The sequence below is a fragment of the Roseateles sp. GW835-FHT13E02 genome, assembly GCF_058794035.1.
Map to the genome: position 1 here is coordinate 59,709 of NZ_JBXAGJ010000012.1, position 24,146 is coordinate 83,854.

The following is a 24,146-nucleotide window of genomic DNA, read 5'->3' on the forward strand; positions in this document are numbered from 1 at the left end:
GGCCAGTCATTGCCTAACCCTCCGCGGCTTCGGCAAGCATTTCGGCCAGCGTCTTGCTCTGCTCAGACAACCACAACTGGACGCGGCGGCGCCCTTCAGCCGTCAGGTAGAAGTAGCCAGGACGCACGGTCTTCCCATCCCGGTCCTCTTTGGCGCGACGCACGCACCCGAGGCAGACTCTGTCCGGCAAGCCGAGCTTGCGCAGCTCAGAAATGACGTGCGGGCTGTTGCTGGCCCCCGTGATGCGGTCCATGGCCTCACGAGACACTTTGGCGCCGGACAACAGTGCATCAAGTGCACGCAAATGGCGTGGTTTGTTGGTGCCGTAGAAGCGCGCGACCTTGGCGGAGCTGTCACCGACCTCGGAGATGGAGAGCTGCCTCATTGCTCTACCCCCAGCGCGGCCTTGATGCCATCGACGGGCCAGGCCAAGCGGCCATTGATGCGGGTTGGGCGCACCGGACCGTTTTCACGGCAGGCCCACATGCGCAAAGTCTGCACTTGGCGGAGCAAATAGTAGGCCGCCTCATGGGTCGGCAGATGGGTACGGGTCTCTTCAGAAATCGGAATGGGCTGTTTGCCTTTTACGCTCATCATGAATGGCCCTTTCGGGCTGTTGATTGAATGAGCCGTAAATTTCTTACCGCAAAAGTCGCCGAAATCCCCTCTACCGGTTGGCCGCAGTTCAGCGACCTAAATTTTTCCAACCCGGCGTTGTTTTCTGCCCCTGGGAAGAATGCCTTGCTCTTGCCCGTAACGAATTGCAGACTTGACCTTGGTTTCGCCGCAGTTGAAGTCCCTCATGGCGTCCAAAACCAACGCCTTCCCATTGCCGCGATATACATTGCCGGCATAGCCTCTACTAACCATAAACGCAACGATTGCATCGCGGTCTTTTGTGGACTTGCCCTTGCGGCTTTCGGCCCGATTCGCCCGCTTAGCAGATTTTGCTTTGGCCTGTTTTTCGGTCCTCTTGGCACGCACGCCCCGCTGCTTTTCGCTCACCGTCAAGCGTCCCTCAAATGACCGCGGCTCGGAGCAATACTTTTCGATGTCACAAACGACCGCCGCAAACTCAGCAACTGCCCTACGGTGATGCTTTGGCAAAGCCGCGAACTCAGGGAACTCAGAGGCTGACTCGCCCCAGACTCCAAACTCGGCGATGTGTTGAACCAGGGTCAGCTCGCAGTTGGCTGTCGCAGCCAGCTCAAGAGGATGGCGGATGCCCAATTCAGTGCATCGTTTGCGTGCCGTCACAAGCCTATCGCGCAGGATGGGTGGCAAGACCTTCATGCCGACACCCCCACTGCGAATAGCAGAAGCCCCTGCGTGTCGGGCGCGCCATTTCGTACGTACGAAGTCCTCTCGGCAGCGCTCCCCATGCTGCTCCTAATTTTAAAAATCTCCACAGATATGCACTCCGATTGCGTGCTGCCAGTCCTTGGTCGTTCAGTGCGGGGCCTCCCCAAGCCCTACCCTTCCGCCAAGATTCTCATGCCAGGCACCAGCACCAAGATTTTCAACCACGGACCACCTGCAAGCCCAAGCCAGGTGCCGACGCACTGATGAAAGGAAGACCGGCCTGCTCAAGAATCCAAGCCTCAATGCGCTCATGGTGGACACGTAACAGGTCGAGTGGGCGTCGCTTGTAATGTTTCTCAGCCGTCGCGCTGGGCTTGTGCCCTTGAATCTGCGCAACGACACCCGACGGAATTTCCAGCCATTCAGTCAAGCTGGCAAACGAGCGCCTCAGGCCATGCAGGGTCAAGCCCGCCAAGCCCGCAGCGGTGCACGCACAGCGATGGGCGCTGCTGGGGTCGGTGAGGTGGCCGGACGCACTGGCCTGCACCAGTTCCCCTTCCGGGGCAACCGAGCCGCGCCGGGCGTGCTTGGCTTGACGACGCTTCAAGCTTTCTGGATTCAGGCTCAGTGCCCGCGTGCTGGAGAAGACCCACTCATTGCGACGGGGAAGACCCGCCAATAGGTTGGCGACGTAGGGCGTCAATGGGATCACGCGCTCGCCCTCCACCTTGTCGCGGATGGTGAGGCCCTTCCACTGGATATTTACGTCCTCCCAGCGCAGCGTCAGGATCTCGCCCGGCCGCGCGCCGGTCAACAACATGGTCTGCAAATAGGCCGCAATCACCGGGTTCTGGATCTGCCGCACCGCAGCAAACCAGACGGCCAACTGCTCGCGCTGCAAGGCATCGTCCTTGACGCTGGGTCGACCCAACACTTCGCGTGTGCGCTTGGTGCGTGCGGGGTTTGCGGTTGCAAGCAAGCGTGCATAGTCAGGATGCTCGGCACACCAATTCAGAAAAACCTTGAGACAGCGCCAGCACAGCCGGGCATAGGTCGGCCGGGACTTGGCTTGCTCAGCGGCCCAGGCCTCCACCTTGTCCGGGGTCAGGTCTCGCAGCGGCAGCGCCAGAAGTGCATGGATAGGGCCTGGCACCGTCTTTGGCTTGCTGCCGTCAGCGCCGGCCTTCACGCCCCGCTTCGCCACCTCGCCGCCAGGCTTGGCCATCTTCAGGTGGTCGGCGTAGTGCCGTTCACCCCAAAACGGGCGGCGGTCCTCCACATAGACGGCCCAAACCTCACCCACGGTCGCAGCAGCCACCTTTTCCGCCTCAACCCGCGCTGCGGCTTCAGCCTGCCGCTGCAAGGCAGCAGCTTGTTGAGCCCGCTCAACCTCACGGGGGTCACTGCCGGCGTCGATGCCAACACGCAAGCGATTTGCTTCGATGCGAGCCGCATCGATGGTCCAGGCTCGCACATCACCGAGGGTGCGACGGATGGTCTGACGACTCAGCTTCGCCTCAAAGACAAACGACTTCGCGCCGGAAGCCGTTACCCGCACCCGCAAGCCGGGCGCCTTCAAGTCCCGCAAGAAAGCTTGGGCCTTCCCCGGCGGGCAGCTCAGGCGCTCAATGGCGCCAGCTGTCAGGTCGATTGCCTGTGTCAGGTCAAGAACGGCGGATTTGCTTGGACGCGCCACGTTGAGTCACTCCGACTTAGCCATGTAGCCACCATGTAGCCACTTTTTCTCTATTTAGCTGAATTCCAATCAACGTCTGCGCTGTATGGAAATCCAGCAAAACAATGCAAGTCATTGATTTATATAGAGTGTATCAACACAACTCAACTCAGGCAAATTCCATGTAAAGCGGAATCATAATCCGCAGGTCCGGGGTTCGAATCCCTGAAGCGCCACCAAAACATGAAAAGCCCGCATCCGAAAGGTTGCGGGCTTTTTTCTTTGCCCGCGCGGCTCCAAACAGCCGGGCCGGCGAATGAGAACCCGAGCGCAGAGGCAAAAAAAGCGCCGGCCATGCCGACGCTTCGCTCCAACGCTTTCTCAGGCGCCCTCAGGCACAGATGGCAGGCTGCGCCTCAAACGCCGCAAGCACCCGCTTGCGCTCCGCAGCGCGACACAGCCTTCAGCCGAAGGGGCGGATTCGCCCCCTCGGCGTCAATGGCGGCGCAGTGCCGGGACGTGAGAGCGGCACCGACTAAGCGCTGAAATCAGCGGCACTTGCGTTGCGGTGCGCTTGTTGCTCTCCGTGAGCCAAGGCATGGCGCGCGGCCGCGCGCCCATGCACCCAGCGATACAGCACCGGCAACACCAGCAGGGTCAGCGCCGTCGAGGAGAGAATGCCGCCGATCACCACCGTGGCCAGCGGGCGCTGAACCTCGGCGCCGGTGCCCACGGCCAAGGCCATAGGGACGAAGCCGAGCGAGGCGACCAGGGCGGTCATCAGCACCGGGCGCAGACGGGTCAGCGCGCCTTCGCGCACGGCCTCGTCCAGCGCCATGCCCTGCTCTTCGCGCAGGCTGCGGATGTAGGCAATCATCACCAGGCCGTTGAGCACCGCCACGCCTGAAAGCGCGATGAAGCCCACGCCGGCCGAGATGGACAGCGGGATGTCGCGCAGCCACAGGGCCGCAATGCCGCCGCTCAACGCAAAGGGCACGCCGGTGAAGACCAGCAGACCGTCCTTGAGATCGCGGAACATGGCGAACAGCAGCAAAAAGACAAGGCTCAGGGCCAGGGGCACGACGATCTTGAGGCGCTGGCTGGCGGACTGCAGCTGCTCAAAGGTGCCGCCCCACTGCGTCCAGTAACCCGGCGGGATCTTGACCTCGGCCTGCAGCCGGGCTTGCGCCTCGGCCACAAAAGAGCCGATGTCGCGTCCGCGCACATTGGCCGTCACGACCACGCGGCGCTTGCCCTGCTCACGGCTGAGCTGGTTCGGGCCCGGCGCCATGTCGAACTGCGCCACCTCACCCAGGGTCACGTAGGCCGGCGCGGCATTGGCAGACGTGGGCGGCAGACGCAGCGGCAAGCGCTTGAGCGCCTCCACATCGCTGCGCAAGGTCTCAGGCAGGCGAACGAGGATGTCGAAGCGGCGGTCGCCCTCGAACAGGGTGCCCGCCTCCTGGCCGCCGATGGCAATGGCCGCACTCTCCTGCACCTCGGCCACGCTCAGGCCCAAACGGGCCAGCTTGGCGCGGTCCAGCTGCAGGCTGAGCATGGGCAGGCCGGTGGTCTGCTCGACCTTGACGTCGGCCGCACCGGGGATGCGCTGCAGCACGGCCGCGATGGCCTCGGCGCTGCGCTCCATCACCGCCATCTCATCGCCAAACACCTTGACCGCCACATCACTGCGCACGCCCGAGATCAGCTCGTTGAAGCGCATCTGGATGGGCTGGGTGAACTCGTAGTTCTGCCCCGGCACCTGGGCCACGGCCGCCTGCAGCGCGGCCACCAAGTCGGCCGTGGGCCGCTTGGGGTCGGGCCACTGGGCGCGCGGCTTGAGCATGACAAAGGTGTCGGCCACATTGGGCGGCATGGGGTCGGTGGCAATCTCGGCTGTGCCCAGCTTGGCGTAGACGCGCTGCACCTCGGGGAAGGTCTGGATCACCCACTCCAGCTCCGCCTGCATGGCCACCGACTGGCTCAGGCTGGTGCCTGGGATGCGCAAGGCATGCAAAGCAATATCGCCCTCGTCCAGGCTGGGCACGAACTCGCTGCCCATGCGGCTGAGCATCAGGCCACTCAGGCTCACCGACACCGCCGCCAGCGCCAGCACCAGGGGCTTGTTCAGCAAGGCCCAGTCCAGGGCCGGCGCATAGCCGCGGCGGGCCCAGCCCATCAGGCGGTTTTCCTTTTCGGCCACGTGATTGCCGATAAACAAGGCCACGGCCGCCGGCACAAAGGTCAGCGACAGGATCATGGCGCCGGCCAGGGCCGCCACCACGGTGAAGGCCATGGGGTGGAACATCTTGCCCTCCACCCCGCTGAGGGCAAAGATCGGCAGGTAGACCACCATGATGATGAGCTGGCCGTAGAGCAGCGGCCGGCGCGCCTCGCGCGCAGCGGCAAACACCTCGGCAAAGCGCTCGCTGCGGCTCAAGCGTCGGCCGGCCAGGGCCTGGGCATGGGCCAGGCGGCGCACGCAGTTCTCGACGATGACCACGGCGCCGTCGATGATGATGCCGAAGTCGAGCGCGCCCAAGCTCATCAGATTGGCGCTGACGCGGTTGGCCACCATGCCGCTGAAGGTGAACAGCATGGCCAGCGGAATCACCGCCGCCGTGATCAGGGCCGCGCGCAAATTGCCGAGGAAGAGAAAGAGCACCGCCACCACCAGCAGCGCGCCCTCGAAGAGATTGCTCTTGACGGTGGCAATCGCCTTGTCGATCAGCACGGTGCGGTCGTAGACCGTCTGCACGATCACGCCCTCGGGCAGGCTGCGGGCGATCTCCTTGAGCTTGAGGTCCACCGCGCGCGCGACCACGCGGCTGTTCTCGCCCATCAGCATGAAGACCGTGCCCAGCACCACCTCGCGGCCGTTCTCGGTGGCCGCGCCGCTGCGCAGCTCCTGGCCCAGGCCCACCTCGGCCACATCGCGCACGCGCAGCGGCAGGCCCTGACGGGTCTGGATCACCGTGTTGGCGATGTCCTCGATCGAGCCCAGCTGACCCGGCGCACGGATCAGATACTGCTCACCGCGCCGCTCGATATAGCCGGCCCCGACATTGCTGTTGTTGCGCTCCAGCGCCTGCACCAGCTCGGCCAGGCTCAGGCCATGGGCCACCAGCTGCTCGGGCCGGGGCGCCACCAGGTACTCCTTGGCATGGCCGCCGATGGTGTTGATCTCGGTCACGCCGGGCACGGTGCGCAGCTGCGGCTTGACGATCCAGTCCTGGATCTCGCGCAGATCGCTGAGCGTGTAGGCCTGGCCATCGGGCCGGCGTGCCTCGGGCTTGGCCTCCACCGTCCACATATAGATTTCACCGAGGCCGGTGGCGATGGGGCCGAGGGCCGGCGCCAGGCCGGCCGGCAGCTGGCCGCGCGCCTGCTGGATGCGCTCACTCACCAGCTGGCGGGCGAAGTAGATGTCGGTGCCGTCCTTGAACACCACGGTCACCTGGGACAGGCCGTAGCGCGAGAGCGAACGCGTCTGCTCCAGATTCGGCAGGCCGGCCATGGCCGTCTCGATGGGGAAGCTGACGCGCTGCTCGGATTCCAGCGGCGAGTAGCCGGGCGCCTCGGTGTTGATCTGCACCTGGACATTGGTGATGTCCGGCACGGCGTCGATGGGCAGGCGCTGCAGGCTGTACACGCCCCACAAGGCCATGGCCAGCACGCCCAGCATCACCGCCCAGCGCTGGGCGATGGCGGCTCGTATGAGTTTTTCAAACATGATGGTTTGCGTCCTCTCGCTGTTCTTTGCTCATCAGTGCGCGTGGGCCGCGGCCGACTTGCCCAGATCGGCCTTGACGACAAAGCTGTTGGCCGAGGCATAGCGCTCCCCGGCGCTCAGGCCTTGCAGCACCTCGGTGTGGCGGCCGTCGCTGCGGCCCAGGCGCACGGCGCGGGCCACCATGCGCTGGCCTTCGCGCACATAGACCTCGTCGCGGCCTTCACGGCTTTGCAGCGCTTCGTTGCGCACCGCCACCGGCACCGTCACCTCAGCCGAGGCGCCCGTTTGGCCGGTTTGCAGCGCCACCGTCACCGGCTGGCCCGGCCGCCACAGGCCGCGCGGGTTGGGCAGCAGCAAGCGGCCCATGGCGCTGCGGCTTTGCTCGGCCACGGTGCTGCCGATATGGCTCAGCGTCAGCGCCGGCTCGCTGGCCGGTGCGCCCTGGATGCGGCCGCGCGCGCCGATCTGCAGCTGGCCCAGGGTCTGCACCGGCAAGCTCAGCTCTACCCACAGCGTGCCCAGATCGGCCAGCTGGAAGATGGGCGCATCGTCCTTGAGCACCTCGCCCACGCTGATCTTCTTCTCGACCACCACGCCGGCCATCGGGGCGCGGACCTCGTAACGGGTCAGGCCCGCGGTGCCGCTGGCCGCCGCGCCGGCGCCCAGGGCCTGCAGCTTCTGGCGCGCGTTTTCGGCGGTGATCTCCGCCTCCTGGAAGGCCTGGCGGGCTTGCAAATAGTCCTGCTCGGCACTGATCTTTTCTTCCCAGAGCTTCTTCTCGCGCTCGTAGACGCCGCGCGCCAGGGCCAGGCGCTTTTGAGCCGCCAGCAGCTCGCTGCGCTGGTCAGCCAGGGCCTGGCTGGAGATGACGGCCAGCACCTGGCCGGCCTGCACCCGGTCCCCGGCGCTGACGCGCACCGCCTCGACCTGGCCGGCCAGGCGCGGCGTCACCAGCACGCTGCGGTCCTGGTTCAGCTTGACCTCGCCCAGCAGCTCCAGGCTGCGGGCCAGGCTGGCCGGGCCGGCGGCTTCCAGGCGGATGGCCTGGCGCTGCAGCTGCTCGTCGCTGAGTTCGATGGACTCTTCGCCGCTGTCGGCATGGCCGTCCGCCGCGGCGGAGGCCGGAGCCGCGGCAGGTTTGGTCTGCGCTTCTTCGTGGGCCGCCTCGCCTTCGCCGTGCGCATGGGCCTCAGCCCCGGCCACGGCCGGCCCGCCGCGCAGGATGGCCCAGCCGCCGGCCAGGCCCAGGGCCAGCACCACGGCCACGGCCAGGGCCTGCTTCTTGGGGCGCGCTGCCGGGCGGGGATATGTCGATTCTGTGTTGCTGCTGTTCTTCATCATGATGTGCGGTCTTGTGGGGTGGTGGGCTGCGCAGCAAACGGCGGCAGCCCCAGAAGGCGGGCGATCTCGGCGGCGGCGCGCCAGGCTTCGGCGCTCTGGCGCAGGGCTTGCTGGTGCAGCTGGAACAGGCTGCGCTGGGCATCGAGCACGTCGATGAAGGCGAACTTGCCCAGCTCATAGCCGCGCAGCGCGGTGTCAAACGCCGTCTGCGCCAGCGGCAGCTGCTGCTCGCGCAGGCTCAGCTGCTGCAGGCGGGTCTGGCGCAGGCGCTCCTGGGCTTGCGCCAGGTCCAGGCGCAGGCGCACTTGCGCGGCGGCCAGTTGCTCGCGCGCCTGCTCCTCGCGCTTCAGCGCTTCGAGCAGATTGCCTTCGTTGCGATCGCGCAGCGGCAAAGGCAGAGACAGGCCGATCACGGCCATGCTTCGCCCCGTTTCCGCCTCACGTTTGGCGCCCAGGCTGACGGTCAGATCGGGCACGCGCTTGGCGCGCTCGCCGGCCGTCAAGGCCTGGCGGCGGGCGATGTCCAGGCGGGCCAGGCGCAGGGCTGGCGCTTCATCGAGTGCCGTGCTGCTGGGCGCGGCTTCGGCGCTGATGGGCGGCATCTGCTCGGCCTGGCCCTCGGCGCGCTCGAAGCGGGCCCCGGCGCCGCCCCAGAGCGCAGCCAGGCGCTGGCGGGCCAGGCTCAGCTCGCTGCGGGCCTGGGCCAGGTCCGCACGCACGGTGCCGGCGGCGACCTGGGCTTTGTGCAGCTCCAGCGGCGCCACCTTGCCGGCCTGCAAACGCAGCTGCACCGCCTGCACGCTGCGCTCGGCCAGCTGCATGGCCGATTCGCTCAGGCGCTGCTGCTCCTGCGCTGCCAGCAGTTCAAAAAACGCCGTGCTGACAGCGGCCTGCAGCTCGGCCTGCCGCGCCAGCAAGCCCACGGCCGCCTGCTCGCGGGCATGGGCGGCCGCGGCCACCCGGGCGGCGCGCTTGCCGCCCAGCTCCAGGGCCTGGCTCCACTGCACGGTGCTGCTGCGGCTGGCACGGCGCGTGTCTTCGATCAGCAGGCTGAGCTCAGGGTTGGGGCCGACACCGGCTTGCTGCTCGGCCGCTTCCTGAGCCTGCAGCTCCAGGCGCGCAGCGGCCAGATCGGGGTTGTGGCTCAGGGCCAGGTTCAGGGCTTGCGGCAGGCTCAAGCTCGCCGCGGGGACAGGTTCAGGCGTTTGCGCCCGCAAGCACGGGCTCAGCAGCGCCAGGGCGCAGAGCGACAGCAGCGCCGCGGCGCGTGTCATCCGCAGCGGCACGGGGCCAACAGAATTGGAAAAAGGGGTTCGCATCGAACACTCCGGTTTGTGTGGAAAAACAGCACATACGGGTGGTCGGCGCAGCGTCCGGCGGGCCTGAAAAAGAAACGTTCAGGCCGAGCTCATCTCACACGGCCAGGCCGCGTGAGGACAAGCAAAAGGTGGAAAAGAGTCTTGGACGACGCGCCGCTCAGGCGCGCAGCCAGTTGGGGCGGTCGCGCCCTTCGGGGATGTGCGAGCGCGCGGCTGCGCAGCGCGGCGGCGGGCGCCGCTGTGCGCCGTCGGCCTGGGCATCCAGATCGGCGTCGGGCGACAGAGCCAGGGGTGAATGGTTGCAATGGCAGTGGCCGAGGGCGCAGACATCCTGGGCCTTGAGCTCGAGCGCATCACCGTCATCGCCGAGCACTTGAGGCTCACGCGGCTCGGCATGGGCCTGGCCTTGCAGATGCACGGCCGCCTCCAGGGCGCTGGCCTGGAACTCCTTGATGCAGCACAGCGCTGCCGCAGCCCAGCTGGACTGGGCCAGCATCAACAGTGCCAGCAAGGTAAGGAAGAGACGACGCATGGAGAAGGCTTGAACAGAAGCGGGCGCAGTATAGCCAGCGGGAGCGAAGCGGATGCGGGTAAACGCTGAATTTCAGCGGCGCGCGCCGCGCAGCATGCGCAGGCCGTTGAACACCACCAGCAAGCTGGCGCCCATATCGGCGAACACCGCCATCCACATGGTCGCGCTACCGAACAAGGCAGCCAGCAAAAACGCCGCCTTGATGCCCAGGGCCAGGGCGATGTTCTGCCACAGCACGGCGCGGGCGCGGCGCGAGAGCCGGATGGTCTCGGGCAGGCGCGACAGGTCGTCATTCATCACCACCACATCGGCCGCCTCCATGGCTGTGTGCGTGCCGGCGCCGCCCATGGCGAAACCGATGTCGGCGCGGGCCAGGGCCGGCGCGTCGTTGATGCCGTCGCCGACCATGGCCGTGGGGCCCAGGCGGGCCTGCAGCTCGGTGATGGCGGCCAGCTTGTCCTCGGGCAGCAGATTGGCGCGCAGCTCGGTGATGCCCAGCGGGGCCGCGATCGCCTGCGCGGTGCGCGGGTTGTCGCCCGAGAGCATGACCGGGGTCAGGCCCAGAACGATCAGATCGGCCACGGCCTGGCGGCTGGAAGGCTTGACCGTGTCGGCCACGGCGCACAAGGCCAGCACGCCGCCGGCATCGGCCAGCAGGCTGACGCTGCGGCCGGCCTGCTCATGCAGCGCCATCTGCGCCTCCAGTTCCCGCGAGCACTGGCCGCGCTCCTCGATCCAGCGGTGGTTGGCCAGCACCAGCGCCTGGCCCTCGACCTGGCCGGCCACGCCTCGACCCGCTTCGGCGCGGAAGCCTTGCACCTCGGGCACCACGGTGACCGAAAGGCCATGGGCAATCGCCTTGGACACGGGGTGGTCCGAGCGCGAAGCCAGGGCTTGGGCCCAGGCCTGCACGCGCGCCAGCTCGGCGCCGGGGCGCAGCAGCTCAAAATGCGTCAGCACCGGCCGGCCTTCGGTCAGGGTGCCGGTCTTGTCGAGCGCCACCACCTTGAGCTTGCGGGCCTCTTCCAGATAGACCCCGCCCTTGATCAGGATGCCGCGCCGCGCCGCCGCAGCCAGGCCGCTGACCACCGTCACCGGCGTCGAGATCACCAGGGCGCAGGGGCAGGCGATCACCAGCAGCACCAGGGCTTTGTAGACCGATTGCAGCCAGGTCCAGCCGGCCAGCCAGGGCATCAGCAGCGCCACCGCCAGCGCCAGCACAAAGACCGCGGGGGTGTAGATGGCCGCAAAGCGATCGACAAAGCGCTGCGTCGGCGCGCGGCTGGACTGCGCCTCTTCGACGGCATGGATGATGCGGGCCAGGGTGCTGTCGGCCGCCAGGGCCGTGACTTCGAATTCCAGCGCCGCGGTCTGGTTGATGGTGCCCGCAAACAGCGCATCGCCGGCCCGCTTGTCCACTGGCAGGCTCTCGCCGGTGACCGGGGCCTGGTCCACCGCGCTCTGGCCACGCAGCACGCGGCCATCCAGCGGCACGCGCTCGCCCGGCTTCAGGCGCACGGTCGCGCCCAGGGGCACATCGCCGCTGGGCAAGCGGCGCCACTGGCCGTCGGCCTGCAGCACTTCGGCATCCTCGGGTGCCAGGGCCAGCAGGCTTTGGATGGCATGACGCGCACGGTCCACGGCGCGCGCTTCGATCAGCTCGGCCAGGGCATACAGCGCCATCACCATAGCCGCCTCGGGCCATTGGCCGATGACAAAGGCGCCGGTGACGGCCACGGCCATCAAGGCATTGATGTTGAGGCGGCCGACGCGCAGCGCCGCCAGGCCCTTCTTGTAGGTCTCCAGCCCGGCCAGGCCGATGGCCGTCAGGGCCAGGGCCATGGAGGCGATCTGCCAGGGCAGCGTGTCCGGCGCGAAAAAGGCCAGGGCTTCGGCGCCCAATGCCGCCAGCAAGGAGGCGATCAGTCGCGAGATTCCCGCACCCAGGCCTTCGGCTGCGGCAGCGCCCGGCTCGGCATCCTGGGACAAAAGCTGCGGCTCATAGCCGAGGCGGCGGATGGCGGCAACGGCCTGGTCCTGCACCGCCTCCGGCGCTTTCAGGGCCAGCTGGCGCTCCGGCAGATCGAAACGCAGCGCTTCAATGCCAGCGAGCGGCTCCAGCACCGCGCGGATCTCGGCCTGCTCGACCGCGCAGTCCATGCTGGCGATGCGGTAGCGGGTGTAGCCGGCCAGCGCTGCGGGCGCGGCCGGCGGCAGCACCGGCTCGGCCGTTTCGCAGGCATGGCCACAGCAGTCGCCGTGGGCGGCCGGCGTGGCCGGGGCATGGGCATGACCGTGTTCATGGTCATGGTCATGGTCATGGTCATGGCTGTGGCCATGAGCATGAGTCGCGGAGCGGGAAGCAGAAGGGGCGCGTGTGTCCATGGCTTGCATTGGAAACCCTGGAGTGAGTCCAGAGTCAAGCGCATCGATGGTTTTTACTTTTCGATATTTCCATAGATATGGAATAATAAATTCCATGCCTGAAGAACGTGTCATCCGCGCCCTCGCCGCCCTGGCCCAAAGCCACCGCCTGCGCATCTTTCGCCTGCTGGTGGTCGCCGGGCCGGACGGCTTGACGCCCGGTGCCCTGGCCGAAGCCCTGAGCCTGCCGGCGGCCACCCTGTCGTTTCATCTCAAGGAACTCAGCAACGCCGGACTGCTCAGCCAGGAGCGCCTGGGCCGCAATCTGGTCTACCGCGCCGACTTTGCGCAGATGAACAGCCTGCTGGCCTACCTCGGCGAGAACTGCTGCCAAGGCCAGGACTGCCTGCAGCCCAAGCCGCTGGACTGCGGCTGCTGATCCCGCACCCTCATCAAGCCTGCCCCACCACCCTCTCGTCTACGCCATGACCACCCACGTCCTCATCCTCTGCACCCACAACTCCGCGCGCAGCGTGCTCAGCGAAGGCATGCTCAATCACTGGGCCCAAAAGCTCGGCCGGGATGTACGCGCGCACAGCGCCGGCAGCGCGCCCAGCGGCCGGCTCAACCCCTTCGCGCTGGAAGCCTTGACGAATGCCGGCGTCGATGTCGCGGGCTACCGCAGCAAGAGCTGGGACGAGTTCACGGGCCTGGAGGCGCCGCCGCTGTCCATCGTCATCACGGTTTGCGACAGCGCTGCGGCCGAGACCTGCCCGGTGTTCTTCTCCGGCAGCGAGCAGCCGCCGGTGCAGGTGCACTGGGGCTACCCCGACCCGTCGAACGCCGAGGGTGGTGAGGAGGGCAAGCGCCGTGCTTTCGAGCTGACCCGCCAGGCGATTGCCTACCGCATGCTGCAGCTGCTGGCCCTGCCGCTGGAGCGCCTGCACGGCGCCGAGCTGGCCGCGGCCCTGCAACAGATCGCACGCAACTGAGTTGACGGGGTCTGCTTCACCATGCACCACCGCCTGTCATCTCAAAAGCTGCTGGCCGAAGCCCTGGGCACGGCCCTGCTGCTGGCCATCGTCATCGGCTCCGGCATCATGGCCGAGCGCCTGGCCGGCGGCAATGTCGCCCTCGCCCTGCTGGCCAACACGGCCGCCACCGTGGGCGGGCTCTATGTGCTGATCGAGGTTTTCGGCCCCATCAGCGGCGCCCATTTCAACCCGGCCGTGTCCCTGGTGATGGCCTGGCGCCGCGAGCTGCCCTGGCCCAGCCTGGCGCCCTTCATCGCCGCCCAGTTGCTCGGTGCTTTGCTCGGCGCCTGGGCGGCCCACGCGATGTTCGAGCTGCCTTTGCTGCAGACCTCGGCCAAGCTGCGCGCCGGGCCGGCGCAATGGCTGGCCGAGGGCATCGCCACCGCCGGCCTGCTGCTGGTGATCCTGCGCGCGCCGGCGGGCCGGGCTTCGTCCCTGGTGGCCGCTTACATCGGCGCGGCGTACTGGTTCACCGCTTCCACCTCGTTTGCCAACCCCGCCGCCGTGTTCGGCCGCATGTTCAGCGACAGCTTCGCCGGCATCGCCCCGGCCAGCGCGCCCGGCTTTGTGCTGGCCGAGTTGCTGGGCGCCGGGCTGGGCCTGGCGCTGCACCATGCGCTCCTACCCCGCGCTCTCACCTCGACCCACACGCCATGACTGACGCTCTTCCCATCAAGCCCGAAGACTTCCCAGCTCTGGACACACAGTTGTTCCAGCGCCCCAGTCTCGAAGCCCTGCGCCCTGCCCAGCTCAGCGCGCATGCACCGCGCTTTCTGATCCTCTACGGCTCGCTGCGTGAGCGCTCCTTCAGCCGCCTGCTGGCCGAAGAGGCCGGCCGCCTGCTGCAAGCCATGGGCGGCGAGGTGCGATTCTTCAATCCGAGCGGCCTGCCCTTGCCGGACGACAGCAGCGACAGCCACCCCAAGGTGCAGGAGCTGCGCGAGCTGGTGCTGTGGAGCGAGGGCATGGTCTGGAGCAGCCCCGAGCGCCACGGCGCCATGACGGGTGTGATGAAAGCGCAGATCGACTGGATCCCCCTGACCAGCGGCGCCGTGCGCCCGACCCAGGGCAAGACCCTGGCGGTGATGCAGGTCAGCGGCGGCTCGCAAAGCTTCAACGCGGTGAACCAGCTGCGCGTGCTGGGCCGCTGGATGCGCATGCTGACCATCCCCAACCAGAGCTCGGTGGCCAAGGCCTGGCAGGAGTTCGACGAGCAAGGCCGCATGAAGCCCTCCAGCTACTACGACCGTGTCGTCGATGTGATGGAGGAGCTCTACAAATTCACCCTGCTGACCCGAGACATCGGCCCATGCCTGGTGGACCGCTACAGCGAGCGCAAGGAGAGCGCCGAAGCCCTGTCACGGCGGGTGCAGCAACCCAAGCTGTGAGCTCAGCGCTGGCGCAAGGGCTGCGCGCTCGCACGGCGCAAGCGCCAGAACCAGCCCCCCAATCCAGCCAGCACGAGCAGGGCAATCAAGCCGAGTTGCCGCAAGGCGAAACCATCTGGACCGGCGGCACGACGCTGCTCACGAGCCAGCAACTCGCTGCTGAGCTGGGCCATCTCGGCCTGCAACTGCTTCTGCTCGTTTTGCAATGAGACGAACTGCGCCTCAGCCTGCTTGATGCGATCGGGCCGCGGGCCTTCGACACCGGGATGGGTCTCGGGCGTGGCGCCTTCCGGCCCACCGACATCCAGAGCCAGCAAGAGACGAATGCCAGACAGCGGGGCAAACCAGTCGGCGCCGGCGGCGGCGGCCGGTGTGTCAGGGGCACGCTCGGACAGCGAGGCATCCAGGCGCAAGGCAGGGCCGCCGCGATGGCCCCGCGCCGGTGCCGAGGCTTTGGCCGGCGATTGGCCAGGGGCCGCGCGCTCAGGCGCCAACTGCAGCGGGCCGGCCGCCGTCGGCGGCAAGGCCAGGGCAGGATCCAGCATCAGGCTGAATTGCTGGCGTGGGCAGCCCAGGCTGAGCTGCACCAGGGGTTCGGTCACGGGCGCGGCGGTGTGCAAGCGCATCTGGATGCTGCCGTCGGCCGCCTGCCAATCGATGGCACGCATGAACTCGGCGGTCTTGAGCGTGCGCTCACCGACGCTCAACTCGACCTTGAAGCAGGGGTCGGTCAGGGTCTTGCTGATCTTGTCGCCGGGACTCAGACGCAGGCCGATCTGCACTTCCAGCGGCTGACCCAGGGCCGAATGCAGGCGCGGCGGACTGATGTCCAGCGCCCGGCTGGGGCCGGCGGCCAGCGCCAGCAAGCACAGCACCGGCAGCGCCAGGCCGCGAGCCCGAGGGAACATCCGTTCGTGAAAATCGACGTTATACAGCATGCACACCAGGGCGGTTCAAGGATGCTGGGCCTCCAGCAGAAACTGCGACTGACTCTAGCATGCAGCCCCAGGGTCAAGAGCCCCAGCAAGGCCGGGAAACCCGGGTAGTTCCGGTGCCAGCCGGCCCGGGCGACGCCGGGGTCGGCCCACTACAATCGGCGCCAATTCCCACTCGGCCGCGACCATGCCCTCCTCCAAGCTCTTGTCCGTGACACGCACCGCGTTCCGCCCGACCGTACTGGCCAGCCTGCTGGCCCTGTCGCTGGGTTTGATGAGCACCGGTCCCGCTCGCGCCGACGAGGTCAGCGAGGTGCAGGCCATCCTGGCCGCCGGCAAGGCCGCCGAGGGCTTGAAAAAAGTCGATCAGCTGCTGGCCGCCAAGCCCGAGGACCCGCGCCTGCGCCTGCAACGCGGCATTGCACTCTCGCTGCTGAACCGCAATGCCGAGGCCATCGGCGTGTTCCAGAAGCTGATCGAGACCCACCCCGAGCTACCCGGCCCCTACAACAACCTGGCCGTGCTCTACGGCAACCAGGGCGAGTACGAAAAGGCCCGCCAGGCTCTGGAGCTGGCCATCCGCACCAACCCGGCCTACGCGACCGCCTTCCAGAACCTCGGCGATGTCTATGCCCGCCTGGCCGGCCAGGCTTACAAGAAAGCCCTGGCCCTGGACAAGAACGACGGCGTGCTGCCGCTGAAGCTGGCCGTGGTGCAGAACATCTTTGAATCGAGCGTGGACCCGCGCAAGGCGCCCAAGCCGGGCACAGCACCGGCCGCGACACCTGCGCCTGCACCCGCTCCTGCTCCCGCATCGACTCCGGCTCCAGCGCCAACACCTGCTGCAGCACCAAGCCCGGCGCCGGCGGCCAAGCCCGCACCGGCACCTGCGGTCGCCGCGCCAGCCCCTGCTCCGGCCCCGGCCGTCGTGGCGCCTACTCCGACACCGACCGCCAAGCCAGCGCCTGCGCCCGCCGCCAAGCCTGAAGCGAGCAAGGCCGAGAACAGCGCCGCTGCCGACCGCCAGGCGGTCGAGAACGCCATGCTGGGCTGGGCCAAGGCCTGGAGCTCGCGTGACATGACCGGCTACTACGCCGCCTACGCGCCCGACTTCAAGGGCAAATCGCCCAGCCGCAAGGCCTGGGAGCAGGAGCGCCGCGACCGCATCACCAGCAAGAAGAGCATCAAGGTCACGCTCAGCGACATCAAGGTCAAGGTCAGCGGCGACAAGGCCACGGTCAGCCTGCGCCAGGACTACAACTCCGACGCCCTGAGCGTGAAGAGCAGCAAGAGCTTCACCCTGAACCGCGGCCGCAACGGCCGCTGGCAGATTTCGGACGAGACCAACCGCTGATCCCGGTCTGAAGCCACATCGCCCTGCCCTTCCTCTTGCGCCCCGTTTCCGTCTGCACTGTTGCGAATCTGCTGTCCCATGCCGGCTCCGAATTCCGATCTTGACCGCCTGGCCGAGCGCCTGTCCTCCCGGCGCCGTCGCGCCGGCCGCCGCCGCCCCCTGCTGATCGCCGGCCTGGCCGCTGCGGTGCTGGGCGCCATCGGCGCCGTCGGTTTTGTCTCGGCGCGGGTGGAGTTGAGCGTGCCGGCGGCGCTGAGCGGCAAGAGCGCCAACAGCAAGGCCAGCAACACCTCACCAAGCAAGACACCCGACCTGCTGACGGCCCAGATCGACGGACAAACACCCGAAGGCCAGCTGATCCAGACCTACCAGCTGCTGGCCCGCGGCGAAGAAGGCCAGGCCTTTGCCCTGGTGGAGCAGCTGGTGCGCCGGCAGCCCGATTTCGCCCTGGCGCAAATGGTCTACGGCACCTTGTTGCTGGCCCGCAGCGGCCAGGGCGAGGCGGTCGAGCGCCAGCTGGCCGCGGCCGGTGGCGCCAAGAGCTCGGACCCGGCGGCGCTGCTGCGCACCGAGGCGCGCCTGCGCCTGGCCGCCCTGGTCGAGCGGCCGCCGCAAGACGCCCTGCCCGAGCAGATGTTCGGGCTCTCGCCCAGCGTGCGCCACGCCATCATGGTGGACACCAGCCGCGCCCGGCTGTATCTCTTCGAAAACAGCGCACAGGGCGTGCGCCTGGTGCGCGACAGCTACATCTCGATCGGCAAGCTGGGCACCGGCAAGCTGGTCGAAGGCGACCAGCGCACGCCGCTGGGCACCTACTATGTGGGCCTGCGCCGCGACGAGGCGGCCTCGCGCTACGGCGCCGCCGCCCTGCCGCTGAACTACCCCAACGAAATCGACCGCCTGGCCGGCCGCGGCGGCACCAGCATCTGGCTGCATGGCGAGCGCGCCGGCAATTACGCGCGCAGCCCGCAGTCCACCGACGGCTGCATCGTGCTCAGCAATGACGAAATGCGCCTGCTGGCCGAAACCGTCACGCCGCGCGAAACACCGGTGCTGGTGATGGACAAGATCCGCTGGGTCAAGAAAAGCAGCGTCAGCAGCCCGCCGGCGCTGGACGCCAGTTTCGAGTCGGCCTTCGAGCAATGGCAGCAGGCGCGCTTGCGCCAGGATGCCGCCACCCTGCGCCAGCTCTACGAGCCGGGCCTGCAACGCGGCTCGGACAGCAGCAGCGACAAGCTGGAAACGAATCTGGCGCGCATGGCCCGCCAGGAGCTGCCGGTGCAATCGCTGGAGCGCCTGAGCGTGCTGCCGGGCCAGCATGCGGAGCCGGTGCTCATCGTCACCTACCGTGAGCAGAGCGCCCAGGACGAGCGCGCCCGCCTCAAGCGCCAGTACTGGCGTGAGCAGAACGGGCAATGGAAGATCTTCTTCGACGGTGTGGTCGGCTGATGCCGTGAAGGACTGGCGACGAACCGGCACGGCCGGCAGGAGCCCTGAGCCTCGTCTGAACTAAAATGCACGGTTGCGCCTTCGCAGGCGCCGCCCACCTGGCCGCCGCCGCGCAGCCGATCCGATTCACGCAGCCCCTGGACAGATACCATGCAACGCTGTGTTCCCCATGCCCTGCTGCTCGCAGCGGGTGCCAGTCTGGCGCTGAGTGCGCCATACGCCGCGCACGCGCAGACGCACCGCCAGTTCAGCCCGCAGACATTGCGCGGCGAGTTCCAGCTGGTGCAAACACCCGATGTGCTGCTCAACGGCCAGCCAGCCCGGCTCTCGCCCGGCACGCGCGTCTACGGCCCCAACAATCTGCTGCAGCAGCCGGCCAGCCTGGCCGGCCAGAAGCTGACCGTGCACTACACCGTGGCGCCCGATGGCCAGGTGCTCGATGTCTGGGTGCTGAACCCGGTGGAGCTGGCCAACAAGACCTGGCCCCGCACGCCGCTGGAAGCGGCCAGCTGGGCTTTTGAGCCGGGCACCCAGACCTGGCTCAAGCGCTGAGCCCGCGCTTCAGCACGCCTCTTTCCATTGTTTGATCTGGCTGGCCTGCACGGGCCGGCCACCCCATTTTTTCTGCGAGCCACCGCCATGAGCAGCCACGACGACAACGCCACCCCGCCCAGCAAAAAAGTCTTCATCAAGACCTTCGGCTGCCAGATGAACGAGTACGACTCGGGCAAGATGGCCGATGTGCTGGGCGCCGCCCAGGGCTACGAGAAGACCGACGATGTCGAGCAGGCCGACCTGATCCTCTTCAACACCTGCTCGGTGCGCGAGAAGGCGCAAGAGAAGGTGTTCAGCGATCTGGGCCGCGTCAAGCACCTGAAGGAAAAAGGCGTGCTGATCGGCGTCGGCGGCTGCGTGGCTTCGCAAGAGGGCGCGGCCATCATCGAACGCGCACCCTATGTGGACGTGGTCTTCGGCCCGCAGACCCTGCACCGCCTGCCGCAGATGCTGGCCGCGCGCCGCGAAGAGCGCCGCCCGCAGGTGGACATCACGTTCCCCGAGATCGAGAAGTTCGACCACCTGCCGCCGGCCAAGGTCGAAGGCGCCTCGGCCTTCGTCTCCATCATGGAAGGCTGCTCCAAGTACTGCAGCTACTGCGTCGTGCCCTACACCCGCGGTGAAGAGGTCTCGCGCCCCTTTGACGATGTGCTGACCGAGATCGCCGGCCTGGCCGACCAGGGTGTGGTCGAGTTCAATCTGCTGGGTCAGAACGTCAATGCCTACCGCGGCAAGATGGGCGACACGGGCGAGTACGCCGACCTGGCCCTGCTGCTCGAATACGCGGCCGAGATCCCCGGCATCGAGCGCCTGCGCTTCACCACCAGCCACCCGAACGAGTTCAGCCAGCGCCTGATCGAGGCCTACGGCCGTGTGCCGCAGCTGGTCAACCACCTGCACCTGCCGGTCCAGCATGGCAGCGACCGCATCCTCATGGCCATGAAGCGCGGCTACACCGCCCTCGAGTTCAAGAGCACGATCAAGAAGCTGCGCGCCATCCGCCCGGACATCCGCATCGCCAGCGATTTCATCGTCGGCTTCCCCGGTGAGACCGAGGAGGACCATGCCAAGCTGATGAAGCTGGTGCACGACATCGGCTTCGACGCGTCCTTCAGCTTCATCTTCAGCCCCCGCCCCGGCACGCCGGCCGCGGCCCTGGAAGACACCACACCCTACGAAGTGAAGGTCAAGCGCCTGCAGGAGCTGCAAGCCGTGATCGAGGCCAACACCCTGGCCATCAGCGAAACCATGGTCGGCACGACCCAGCGCATCCTGGTGACCGGCAATGCCCGCAAGGACGCCAGCGAGCTGATGGGCCGCACCGAGTGCAACCGCATCGTCAACTTCAAGGGTCAGCCGCGCCTGATGAACCAGCTGGTCGATGTGCGCATCACCCAGGCCTTCGCGCACTCGCTGCGCGCCGAGGTGCTGACCGCGGAGACCGTCAGCGCCCCGGCCTGAAGCTCAGGATGCATTGCGGCAGGCTGATGCCCAGAAGCATCAGCCCGTAGCCCAGCATCTTGCCGTCCCGACCGAGCAGCACCAGGGCCAGGATCAGGCCCGCGCTGCCGCCCCAGCCGCCCCAGACCGTCAGGCGCCGCCAGGCCAGGGCCTTGAGCTCACGCCGCCACAGCAGCTTGGCGCCAGCCGCCATCAAGGCGGCAACGGCCCAGGCGGGCAGGAAGAAATTGCTCAGGTGCCAGAAGGCGTCCAGGGGATTCAAGGTGGCGGCTCTCGCAAGCTGGCAGTTCATTGGGTCGGGGTTTGCTTGATGTGCATCAAGCTTTTCCGGCGCGTCCATGGCCTTGCAGCCACAAGCATCGCAGCAGTCAATTTTATAATCCGCCCATGACGGTCTTCGCCCTCGGTCTGAACCACAACTCCGCGCCCCTGGACCTGCGCGGACGTTTTGCGTTCTCGCTGGACCAGCTGGCGCCAACCCTGCTGCATTTTCGCGAGCAATTGAGCCGCGGCGCCCGCAGCAGCAACGCGCCGGCCGAAGCCACCATCCTCTCCACCTGCAACCGCACCGAGATCTATGTCGCCGGCTCGGGCGCCGGCGTGCAGCCGGCCGTGGACTGGCTGGCCCAGGTCGGCGGCGTCAGCCCGGCCGCGCTGATGGACCACGCCTATGTGCGCGAGGGCAGCGCCGCGGCGCGCCACGCCTTCCGCGTCGCCAGCGGGCTCGATTCCATGGTGCTGGGCGAGCCGCAGATCCTCGGCCAGATGAAACAGGCCGTGCGCGAGGCCACCGATGCCGGCACGGTCGGCACCACCTTGCACCAGCTCTTCCAGCGCAGCTTCTCGGTGGCCAAGGAGGTGCGCAGTTCAACCGAAATCGGCGCGCATTCCATCAGCATGGCGGCCGCCTCGGTGCGCCTGGCCGGCCAGCTGTTTGAAGACCTGAGCAAGATCCGCGTGCTCTTCGTTGGCGCGGGCGAGATGATCGAGCTGGTGGCCACCCATTTCGCCGCCAAGACACCGCTGCACATGGCCGTGGCCAACCGCACGCTGGAGCGCGGCGAGAAGCTGGCCACCCGGCTGGGCGCCGAGGCCGTGCGCCTGGCCGACCTGCCGCAGCGCCTGCATGAATTCGACGCGGTGATTTCCTGCACCGCCAGCAGCCTGCCCCTGATCGGCCTCGGCGCCGTCGAACGGGCGCTGAAAGCACGCCGCCACCGCCCCATGTTCATGGTCGACCTGGCCGTGCCGCGCGACATCGAGCCCGAAGTGGCGCAACTCGACGATGTCTACCTCTACACCGTCGACGAGCTCGCCACCCTGGTGCAATCGGCTGGTGAAAAGCGCCAGGCCGCGGTCGAGCAGGCCGAGGCCATCATCGAAACCGGTGTGCAGAGTTTTGTGCACTGGCTGGGTCAGCGCCACACCGTGCCTCTGATCCAGGCCCTCAATGCCCAGGCCGAAGACTGGCGCGAGCATGAGATGAGCCGCGCGCGCAAGCTGCTGGCCAAGGGCGCCGATATCGACGAGGTCATGGAAGCCCTGGCCCGCGGCCTGACGCAAAAAATGCTGCACGGCGCCCTGGCCGAGCTGCACAGCGTCGACGGCGAGCAGCGCCTGCAGCTGGCGCAAACCGTCTCGCGCCTGTTCCTGCGCAACAGCGCACGCAGCCCGGAAAAATCGGCTTCCGAACATTAGCGGCCCCGCAGGTTTCGCCCCTGCCCCGTGGGTCTTGAGCCCACTTCCGCATGTTCTGATTGCCGATTGTTTCCCCCATGAAAGACTCCCTGCGCCAGCAGTTCGACCGCCTTGCCTTCCGCCTCAGCGAGCTCGATTCGCTGCTGGCCGACGGCTCCCTGGCCGCCGACATGAAGCGCTACCGCGCCCTGACCAAGGAGCAGGCCGAGGCCGCCGAGCTGGTCGGCCAGTACCGCCAATACCTGCAGCGCGAGGCCGACCTGACCGAGGCCCGCAGCCTGCTGCAAGACCCCGAGATGGCCGAGATGGCACGCGAGGAGATCACGGCAGCCGAGGCCGACATCACGCGCCTGCATGAGTCTCTGCAACTGGCCCTGCTGCCGCGCGACCCCGACGACGAACGCCCGGCCTTTCTGGAAATACGCGCCGGCACCGGCGGGGATGAATCGGCCCTGTTCGCCGGCGATCTGGCGCGCATGTACCTGCGCTATGCCGAACGCCAGGGCTGGCGCAGCGAGATCCTCTCGGCCAGCGAGTCCGACCTGGGCGGCTACAAGGAGCTGGTGGTGCGCATCGAGGGCGAGCGGGTCTACGGCCGGCTCAAGTTCGAATCGGGCGGCCACCGCGTGCAGCGTGTGCCCGCGACCGAATCGCAGGGTCGCATCCACACCAGCGCCTGCACGGTGGCCGTGATGCCTGAGCCCGACGAGGCCGAAGAGGTGACGCTGAACCCGGCCGAGCTGCGCATCGACACCTTCCGCGCCAGCGGCGCCGGCGGCCAGCACGTCAACAAGACCGACTCGGCCATCCGCATCACCCACCTGCCCACCGGCCTGGTGGCCGAATGCCAGGATGACCGCAGCCAGCACCGCAACAAGGCCAAGGCCATGGCCGTGCTGGCCGCCCGCCTGCGCGACAAGGACAAGAACGAACGCGCCGCCAAGGAAGCCGCCACCCGCAAGGGCCTGATCGGCAGCGGCGACCGCAGCGACCGCATCCGCACCTACAACTTCCCGCAAGGCCGCCTGACCGACCACCGCATCAATCTGACGCTGTACAAGCTCGGCGCCATCATGGACGGAGACCTCGACGATGTGGCTGCCGGCCTGCAAGCCGCGCAAGCGGCCGAGCAGCTGGCCCTGCTGGAGGAGGGCCGGGCATGAGCCAAGGCGCACTCACCGATGTGAAGTCCGCCCTGGCCCTGGCGCGCCAGCTGGGCCTGGAGCGCAGCGATGCCCAGACCCTGCTGGCCGAGCGCCTGCAGCAAAGCCGCGCCTGGCTGATCAGCCATGACGACGAAGCCCTGAACCCCACCCTGGCCGCCCAGCTGGCGAGTGAGATGCAGCAGATGGCCGAGGGCCTGCCCCTGGCTTATGTGCTGGGCGAAAAGGAGTTCCACGGCCTGCGCCTGCGCCTGAGCCGCGACACCTTGATCCCGCGCGCCGACACCGAGACCCTGGTCGACTGGGCGCTGGAGCTGCTGCCGGGCTTCAGCACCGCGCCGCGCGTGGTGGACCTGGGCACCGGCAGCGGCGCCATCGCCCTGGCGATCAAGGCCGGCCATCCGGCCGCCACGCTCAGCGCCGTGGACCTGAGCGCCGGGGCGCTCGAGGTGGCGCGCGGCAATGCCGAGCGTCTGGGCCTGGCGGTGGAGTTTGTGCAGGGCAGCTGGTGGAACCCGCTGCGCGGCCGCAGCTTCGAGCTGATCGTCAGCAACCCGCCCTACATCGCCGGCCAGGACCCGCACCTGCCCGCCCTGCGCCACGAGCCGCTGAGCGCCCTCACCCCGGGCGGCGACGGCCTGAGCGACCTGATGGCCTTGATCGAAGGTGCACCGGCCCACCTGAGCCCAGGCGGATGGCTGCTGCTCGAGCATGGCTACGACCAGGCCGAGCCGGTGGCCCTGGCACTGGAATGCCGCGGTTTTGTCGATGTCAGCCTGCGCCGCGACCTGGGCAGCCAGCCGCGCGTCAGCGGTGGTCGCTGGCCTGGCTGATTCACACCAC

The 24,146-nt window shown here is 67.7% G+C and carries 22 protein-coding genes; 11 read left to right on the forward strand and 11 right to left on the reverse strand.

The window, feature by feature from the left end:
- Positions 1–13: 13 nt before the first annotated feature.
- The 9 genes from AC1Q6P_RS13260 to AC1Q6P_RS13300 all read right to left on the reverse strand — a co-directional run bounded on the left by AC1Q6P_RS13260 (position 14) and on the right by AC1Q6P_RS13300 (position 12,287).
- Positions 14–385 carry a hypothetical protein gene (locus AC1Q6P_RS13260; RefSeq protein WP_492664331.1) on the reverse strand — a complete coding sequence of 124 codons (372 nt, stop codon included), beginning with the start codon at positions 383–385 and terminating at the stop codon, positions 14–16.
- Positions 382–597, reverse strand: coding sequence for a DNA-binding protein (locus tag AC1Q6P_RS13265; RefSeq protein WP_492664332.1), 216 nt, complete (start codon positions 595–597; stop codon positions 382–384). The genes AC1Q6P_RS13260 and AC1Q6P_RS13265 overlap by 4 nt, the downstream gene beginning before the upstream one ends.
- 96 nt (positions 598–693) lie before the next feature.
- Positions 694–1,293 (reverse strand): hypothetical protein, encoded by a 600-nt coding sequence (locus tag AC1Q6P_RS13270; RefSeq protein ID WP_492664333.1) that lies wholly within the window; start codon positions 1,291–1,293, stop codon positions 694–696.
- A 226-nt stretch (positions 1,294–1,519) separates the two neighbouring features.
- Positions 1,520–2,998 (reverse strand): tyrosine-type recombinase/integrase, encoded by a 1,479-nt coding sequence (locus AC1Q6P_RS13275; RefSeq protein WP_492664334.1) that lies wholly within the window; start codon positions 2,996–2,998, stop codon positions 1,520–1,522.
- A 514-nt stretch (positions 2,999–3,512) separates the two neighbouring features.
- The gene (locus AC1Q6P_RS13280; protein ID WP_492664335.1) at positions 3,513–6,710 is read right to left on the reverse strand and encodes an efflux RND transporter permease subunit; all 3,198 of its coding nucleotides are present in this window, start codon (positions 6,708–6,710) and stop codon (positions 3,513–3,515) included.
- A gap of 33 nt (positions 6,711–6,743) precedes the next feature.
- Complete coding sequence (locus AC1Q6P_RS13285) at positions 6,744–8,051, reverse strand: efflux RND transporter periplasmic adaptor subunit (RefSeq protein ID WP_492664336.1); 1,308 nt, start codon at positions 8,049–8,051, stop codon at positions 6,744–6,746.
- Entirely contained in the window at positions 8,048–9,229 is a 1,182-nt protein-coding gene (locus tag AC1Q6P_RS13290; RefSeq protein WP_492664337.1) for a TolC family protein, read from the reverse strand. The genes AC1Q6P_RS13285 and AC1Q6P_RS13290 overlap by 4 nt, the downstream gene beginning before the upstream one ends.
- Before the next feature lie 298 nt (positions 9,230–9,527).
- Positions 9,528–9,902: a hypothetical protein gene (locus tag AC1Q6P_RS13295; protein WP_492664338.1), complete on the reverse strand. Its 375-nt coding sequence runs from the start codon at positions 9,900–9,902 to the stop codon at positions 9,528–9,530.
- A gap of 72 nt (positions 9,903–9,974) precedes the next feature.
- Positions 9,975–12,287, reverse strand: coding sequence for a heavy metal translocating P-type ATPase (locus tag AC1Q6P_RS13300; protein WP_492664339.1), 2,313 nt, complete (start codon positions 12,285–12,287; stop codon positions 9,975–9,977).
- Between the two features lie 94 nt (positions 12,288–12,381).
- Between AC1Q6P_RS13300 and AC1Q6P_RS13305 the strand changes: the two genes are divergently transcribed.
- The 4 genes from AC1Q6P_RS13305 to arsH are packed head-to-tail and all read left to right on the forward strand — an operon-like array spanning position 12,382 to position 14,688.
- On the forward strand, positions 12,382–12,705 hold the full coding sequence (locus tag AC1Q6P_RS13305; RefSeq protein WP_492664340.1) for an ArsR/SmtB family transcription factor: 324 nt from the start codon (positions 12,382–12,384) through the stop codon (positions 12,703–12,705).
- 46 nt (positions 12,706–12,751) lie between these two features.
- Positions 12,752–13,258 carry an arsenate reductase ArsC gene (locus AC1Q6P_RS13310; protein ID WP_492664341.1) on the forward strand — a complete coding sequence of 169 codons (507 nt, stop codon included), beginning with the start codon at positions 12,752–12,754 and terminating at the stop codon, positions 13,256–13,258.
- Positions 13,259–13,279: 21 nt separating this feature from the next.
- Positions 13,280–13,957 (forward strand): aquaporin, encoded by a 678-nt coding sequence (locus AC1Q6P_RS13315; protein WP_492664342.1) that lies wholly within the window; start codon positions 13,280–13,282, stop codon positions 13,955–13,957.
- Positions 13,954–14,688 carry an arsenical resistance protein ArsH gene (gene arsH / locus AC1Q6P_RS13320; RefSeq protein ID WP_492664343.1) on the forward strand — a complete coding sequence of 245 codons (735 nt, stop codon included), beginning with the start codon at positions 13,954–13,956 and terminating at the stop codon, positions 14,686–14,688. The genes AC1Q6P_RS13315 and arsH overlap by 4 nt, the downstream gene beginning before the upstream one ends.
- Before the next feature lie 2 nt (positions 14,689–14,690).
- Here the strand turns inward: arsH and AC1Q6P_RS13325 are convergent, their stop codons facing one another.
- Positions 14,691–15,626: a type IV pilus assembly protein FimV gene (locus AC1Q6P_RS13325; protein ID WP_492664344.1), complete on the reverse strand. Its 936-nt coding sequence runs from the start codon at positions 15,624–15,626 to the stop codon at positions 14,691–14,693.
- Between the two features lie 184 nt (positions 15,627–15,810).
- Between AC1Q6P_RS13325 and AC1Q6P_RS13330 the strand changes: the two genes are divergently transcribed.
- The 4 genes from AC1Q6P_RS13330 (at position 15,811) to miaB (ending at position 20,442) form a co-directional block, all read left to right on the forward strand.
- Positions 15,811–16,977, forward strand: a complete 1,167-nt coding sequence (locus tag AC1Q6P_RS13330) for a YybH family protein (RefSeq protein ID WP_492664345.1) — start codon at positions 15,811–15,813, stop codon at positions 16,975–16,977.
- A 78-nt stretch (positions 16,978–17,055) separates the two neighbouring features.
- Positions 17,056–18,426: a L,D-transpeptidase family protein gene (locus AC1Q6P_RS13335; protein WP_492664346.1), complete on the forward strand. Its 1,371-nt coding sequence runs from the start codon at positions 17,056–17,058 to the stop codon at positions 18,424–18,426.
- Between the two features lie 150 nt (positions 18,427–18,576).
- Positions 18,577–18,978 carry a hypothetical protein gene (locus AC1Q6P_RS13340; RefSeq protein ID WP_492664347.1) on the forward strand — a complete coding sequence of 134 codons (402 nt, stop codon included), beginning with the start codon at positions 18,577–18,579 and terminating at the stop codon, positions 18,976–18,978.
- 87 nt (positions 18,979–19,065) lie between these two features.
- Positions 19,066–20,442, forward strand: coding sequence for a tRNA (N6-isopentenyl adenosine(37)-C2)-methylthiotransferase MiaB (miaB, locus tag AC1Q6P_RS13345; RefSeq protein WP_492664348.1), 1,377 nt, complete (start codon positions 19,066–19,068; stop codon positions 20,440–20,442).
- On the opposite strand, the gene AC1Q6P_RS13350 is transcribed toward miaB, so the two are convergent.
- Positions 20,426–20,704, reverse strand: coding sequence for a hypothetical protein (locus tag AC1Q6P_RS13350; protein WP_263516974.1), 279 nt, complete (start codon positions 20,702–20,704; stop codon positions 20,426–20,428). The genes miaB and AC1Q6P_RS13350 overlap by 17 nt on opposite strands.
- A gap of 125 nt (positions 20,705–20,829) precedes the next feature.
- Between AC1Q6P_RS13350 and hemA the strand changes: the two genes are divergently transcribed.
- The 3 genes from hemA to prmC all read left to right on the forward strand — a co-directional run bounded on the left by hemA (position 20,830) and on the right by prmC (position 24,136).
- Positions 20,830–22,140 carry a glutamyl-tRNA reductase gene (gene hemA, locus AC1Q6P_RS13355; RefSeq protein ID WP_492664349.1) on the forward strand — a complete coding sequence of 437 codons (1,311 nt, stop codon included), beginning with the start codon at positions 20,830–20,832 and terminating at the stop codon, positions 22,138–22,140.
- Between the two features lie 77 nt (positions 22,141–22,217).
- Positions 22,218–23,303: a peptide chain release factor 1 gene (gene prfA / locus AC1Q6P_RS13360; RefSeq protein WP_102767894.1), complete on the forward strand. Its 1,086-nt coding sequence runs from the start codon at positions 22,218–22,220 to the stop codon at positions 23,301–23,303.
- On the forward strand, positions 23,300–24,136 hold the full coding sequence (gene prmC, locus AC1Q6P_RS13365; protein ID WP_492664350.1) for a peptide chain release factor N(5)-glutamine methyltransferase: 837 nt from the start codon (positions 23,300–23,302) through the stop codon (positions 24,134–24,136). The genes prfA and prmC overlap by 4 nt, the downstream gene beginning before the upstream one ends.
- The last annotated feature ends 10 nt before the right edge of the window (positions 24,137–24,146 follow it).

Bases quoted from the DNA above. Each gene is read 5' to 3' on its own strand.
- AC1Q6P_RS13260 (WP_492664331.1), bottom strand. From the start codon at position 385: ATGAGGCAGCTCTCCATCTCCGAGGTCGGTGACAGCTCCGCCAAGGTC.
- AC1Q6P_RS13265 (WP_492664332.1), bottom strand. From the start codon at position 597: ATGATGAGCGTAAAAGGCAAACAGCCCATTCCGATTTCTGAAGAGACC.
- AC1Q6P_RS13270 (WP_492664333.1), bottom strand. From the start codon at position 1,293: ATGAAGGTCTTGCCACCCATCCTGCGCGATAGGCTTGTGACGGCACGC.
- AC1Q6P_RS13280 (WP_492664335.1), bottom strand. From the start codon at position 6,710: ATGTTTGAAAAACTCATACGAGCCGCCATCGCCCAGCGCTGGGCGGTG.
- AC1Q6P_RS13285 (WP_492664336.1), bottom strand. From the start codon at position 8,051: ATGATGAAGAACAGCAGCAACACAGAATCGACATATCCCCGCCCGGCA.
- AC1Q6P_RS13295 (WP_492664338.1), bottom strand. From the start codon at position 9,902: ATGCGTCGTCTCTTCCTTACCTTGCTGGCACTGTTGATGCTGGCCCAG.
- AC1Q6P_RS13300 (WP_492664339.1), bottom strand. From the start codon at position 12,287: ATGGACACACGCGCCCCTTCTGCTTCCCGCTCCGCGACTCATGCTCAT.
- AC1Q6P_RS13305 (WP_492664340.1), top strand. From the start codon at position 12,382: ATGCCTGAAGAACGTGTCATCCGCGCCCTCGCCGCCCTGGCCCAAAGC.
- AC1Q6P_RS13310 (WP_492664341.1), top strand. From the start codon at position 12,752: ATGACCACCCACGTCCTCATCCTCTGCACCCACAACTCCGCGCGCAGC.
- AC1Q6P_RS13315 (WP_492664342.1), top strand. From the start codon at position 13,280: ATGCACCACCGCCTGTCATCTCAAAAGCTGCTGGCCGAAGCCCTGGGC.
- arsH (WP_492664343.1), top strand. From the start codon at position 13,954: ATGACTGACGCTCTTCCCATCAAGCCCGAAGACTTCCCAGCTCTGGAC.
- AC1Q6P_RS13325 (WP_492664344.1), bottom strand. From the start codon at position 15,626: ATGCTGTATAACGTCGATTTTCACGAACGGATGTTCCCTCGGGCTCGC.
- AC1Q6P_RS13330 (WP_492664345.1), top strand. From the start codon at position 15,811: ATGCCCTCCTCCAAGCTCTTGTCCGTGACACGCACCGCGTTCCGCCCG.
- AC1Q6P_RS13335 (WP_492664346.1), top strand. From the start codon at position 17,056: ATGCCGGCTCCGAATTCCGATCTTGACCGCCTGGCCGAGCGCCTGTCC.
- AC1Q6P_RS13340 (WP_492664347.1), top strand. From the start codon at position 18,577: ATGCAACGCTGTGTTCCCCATGCCCTGCTGCTCGCAGCGGGTGCCAGT.
- miaB (WP_492664348.1), top strand. From the start codon at position 19,066: ATGAGCAGCCACGACGACAACGCCACCCCGCCCAGCAAAAAAGTCTTC.
- hemA (WP_492664349.1), top strand. From the start codon at position 20,830: ATGACGGTCTTCGCCCTCGGTCTGAACCACAACTCCGCGCCCCTGGAC.
- prfA (WP_102767894.1), top strand. From the start codon at position 22,218: ATGAAAGACTCCCTGCGCCAGCAGTTCGACCGCCTTGCCTTCCGCCTC.
- prmC (WP_492664350.1), top strand. From the start codon at position 23,300: ATGAGCCAAGGCGCACTCACCGATGTGAAGTCCGCCCTGGCCCTGGCG.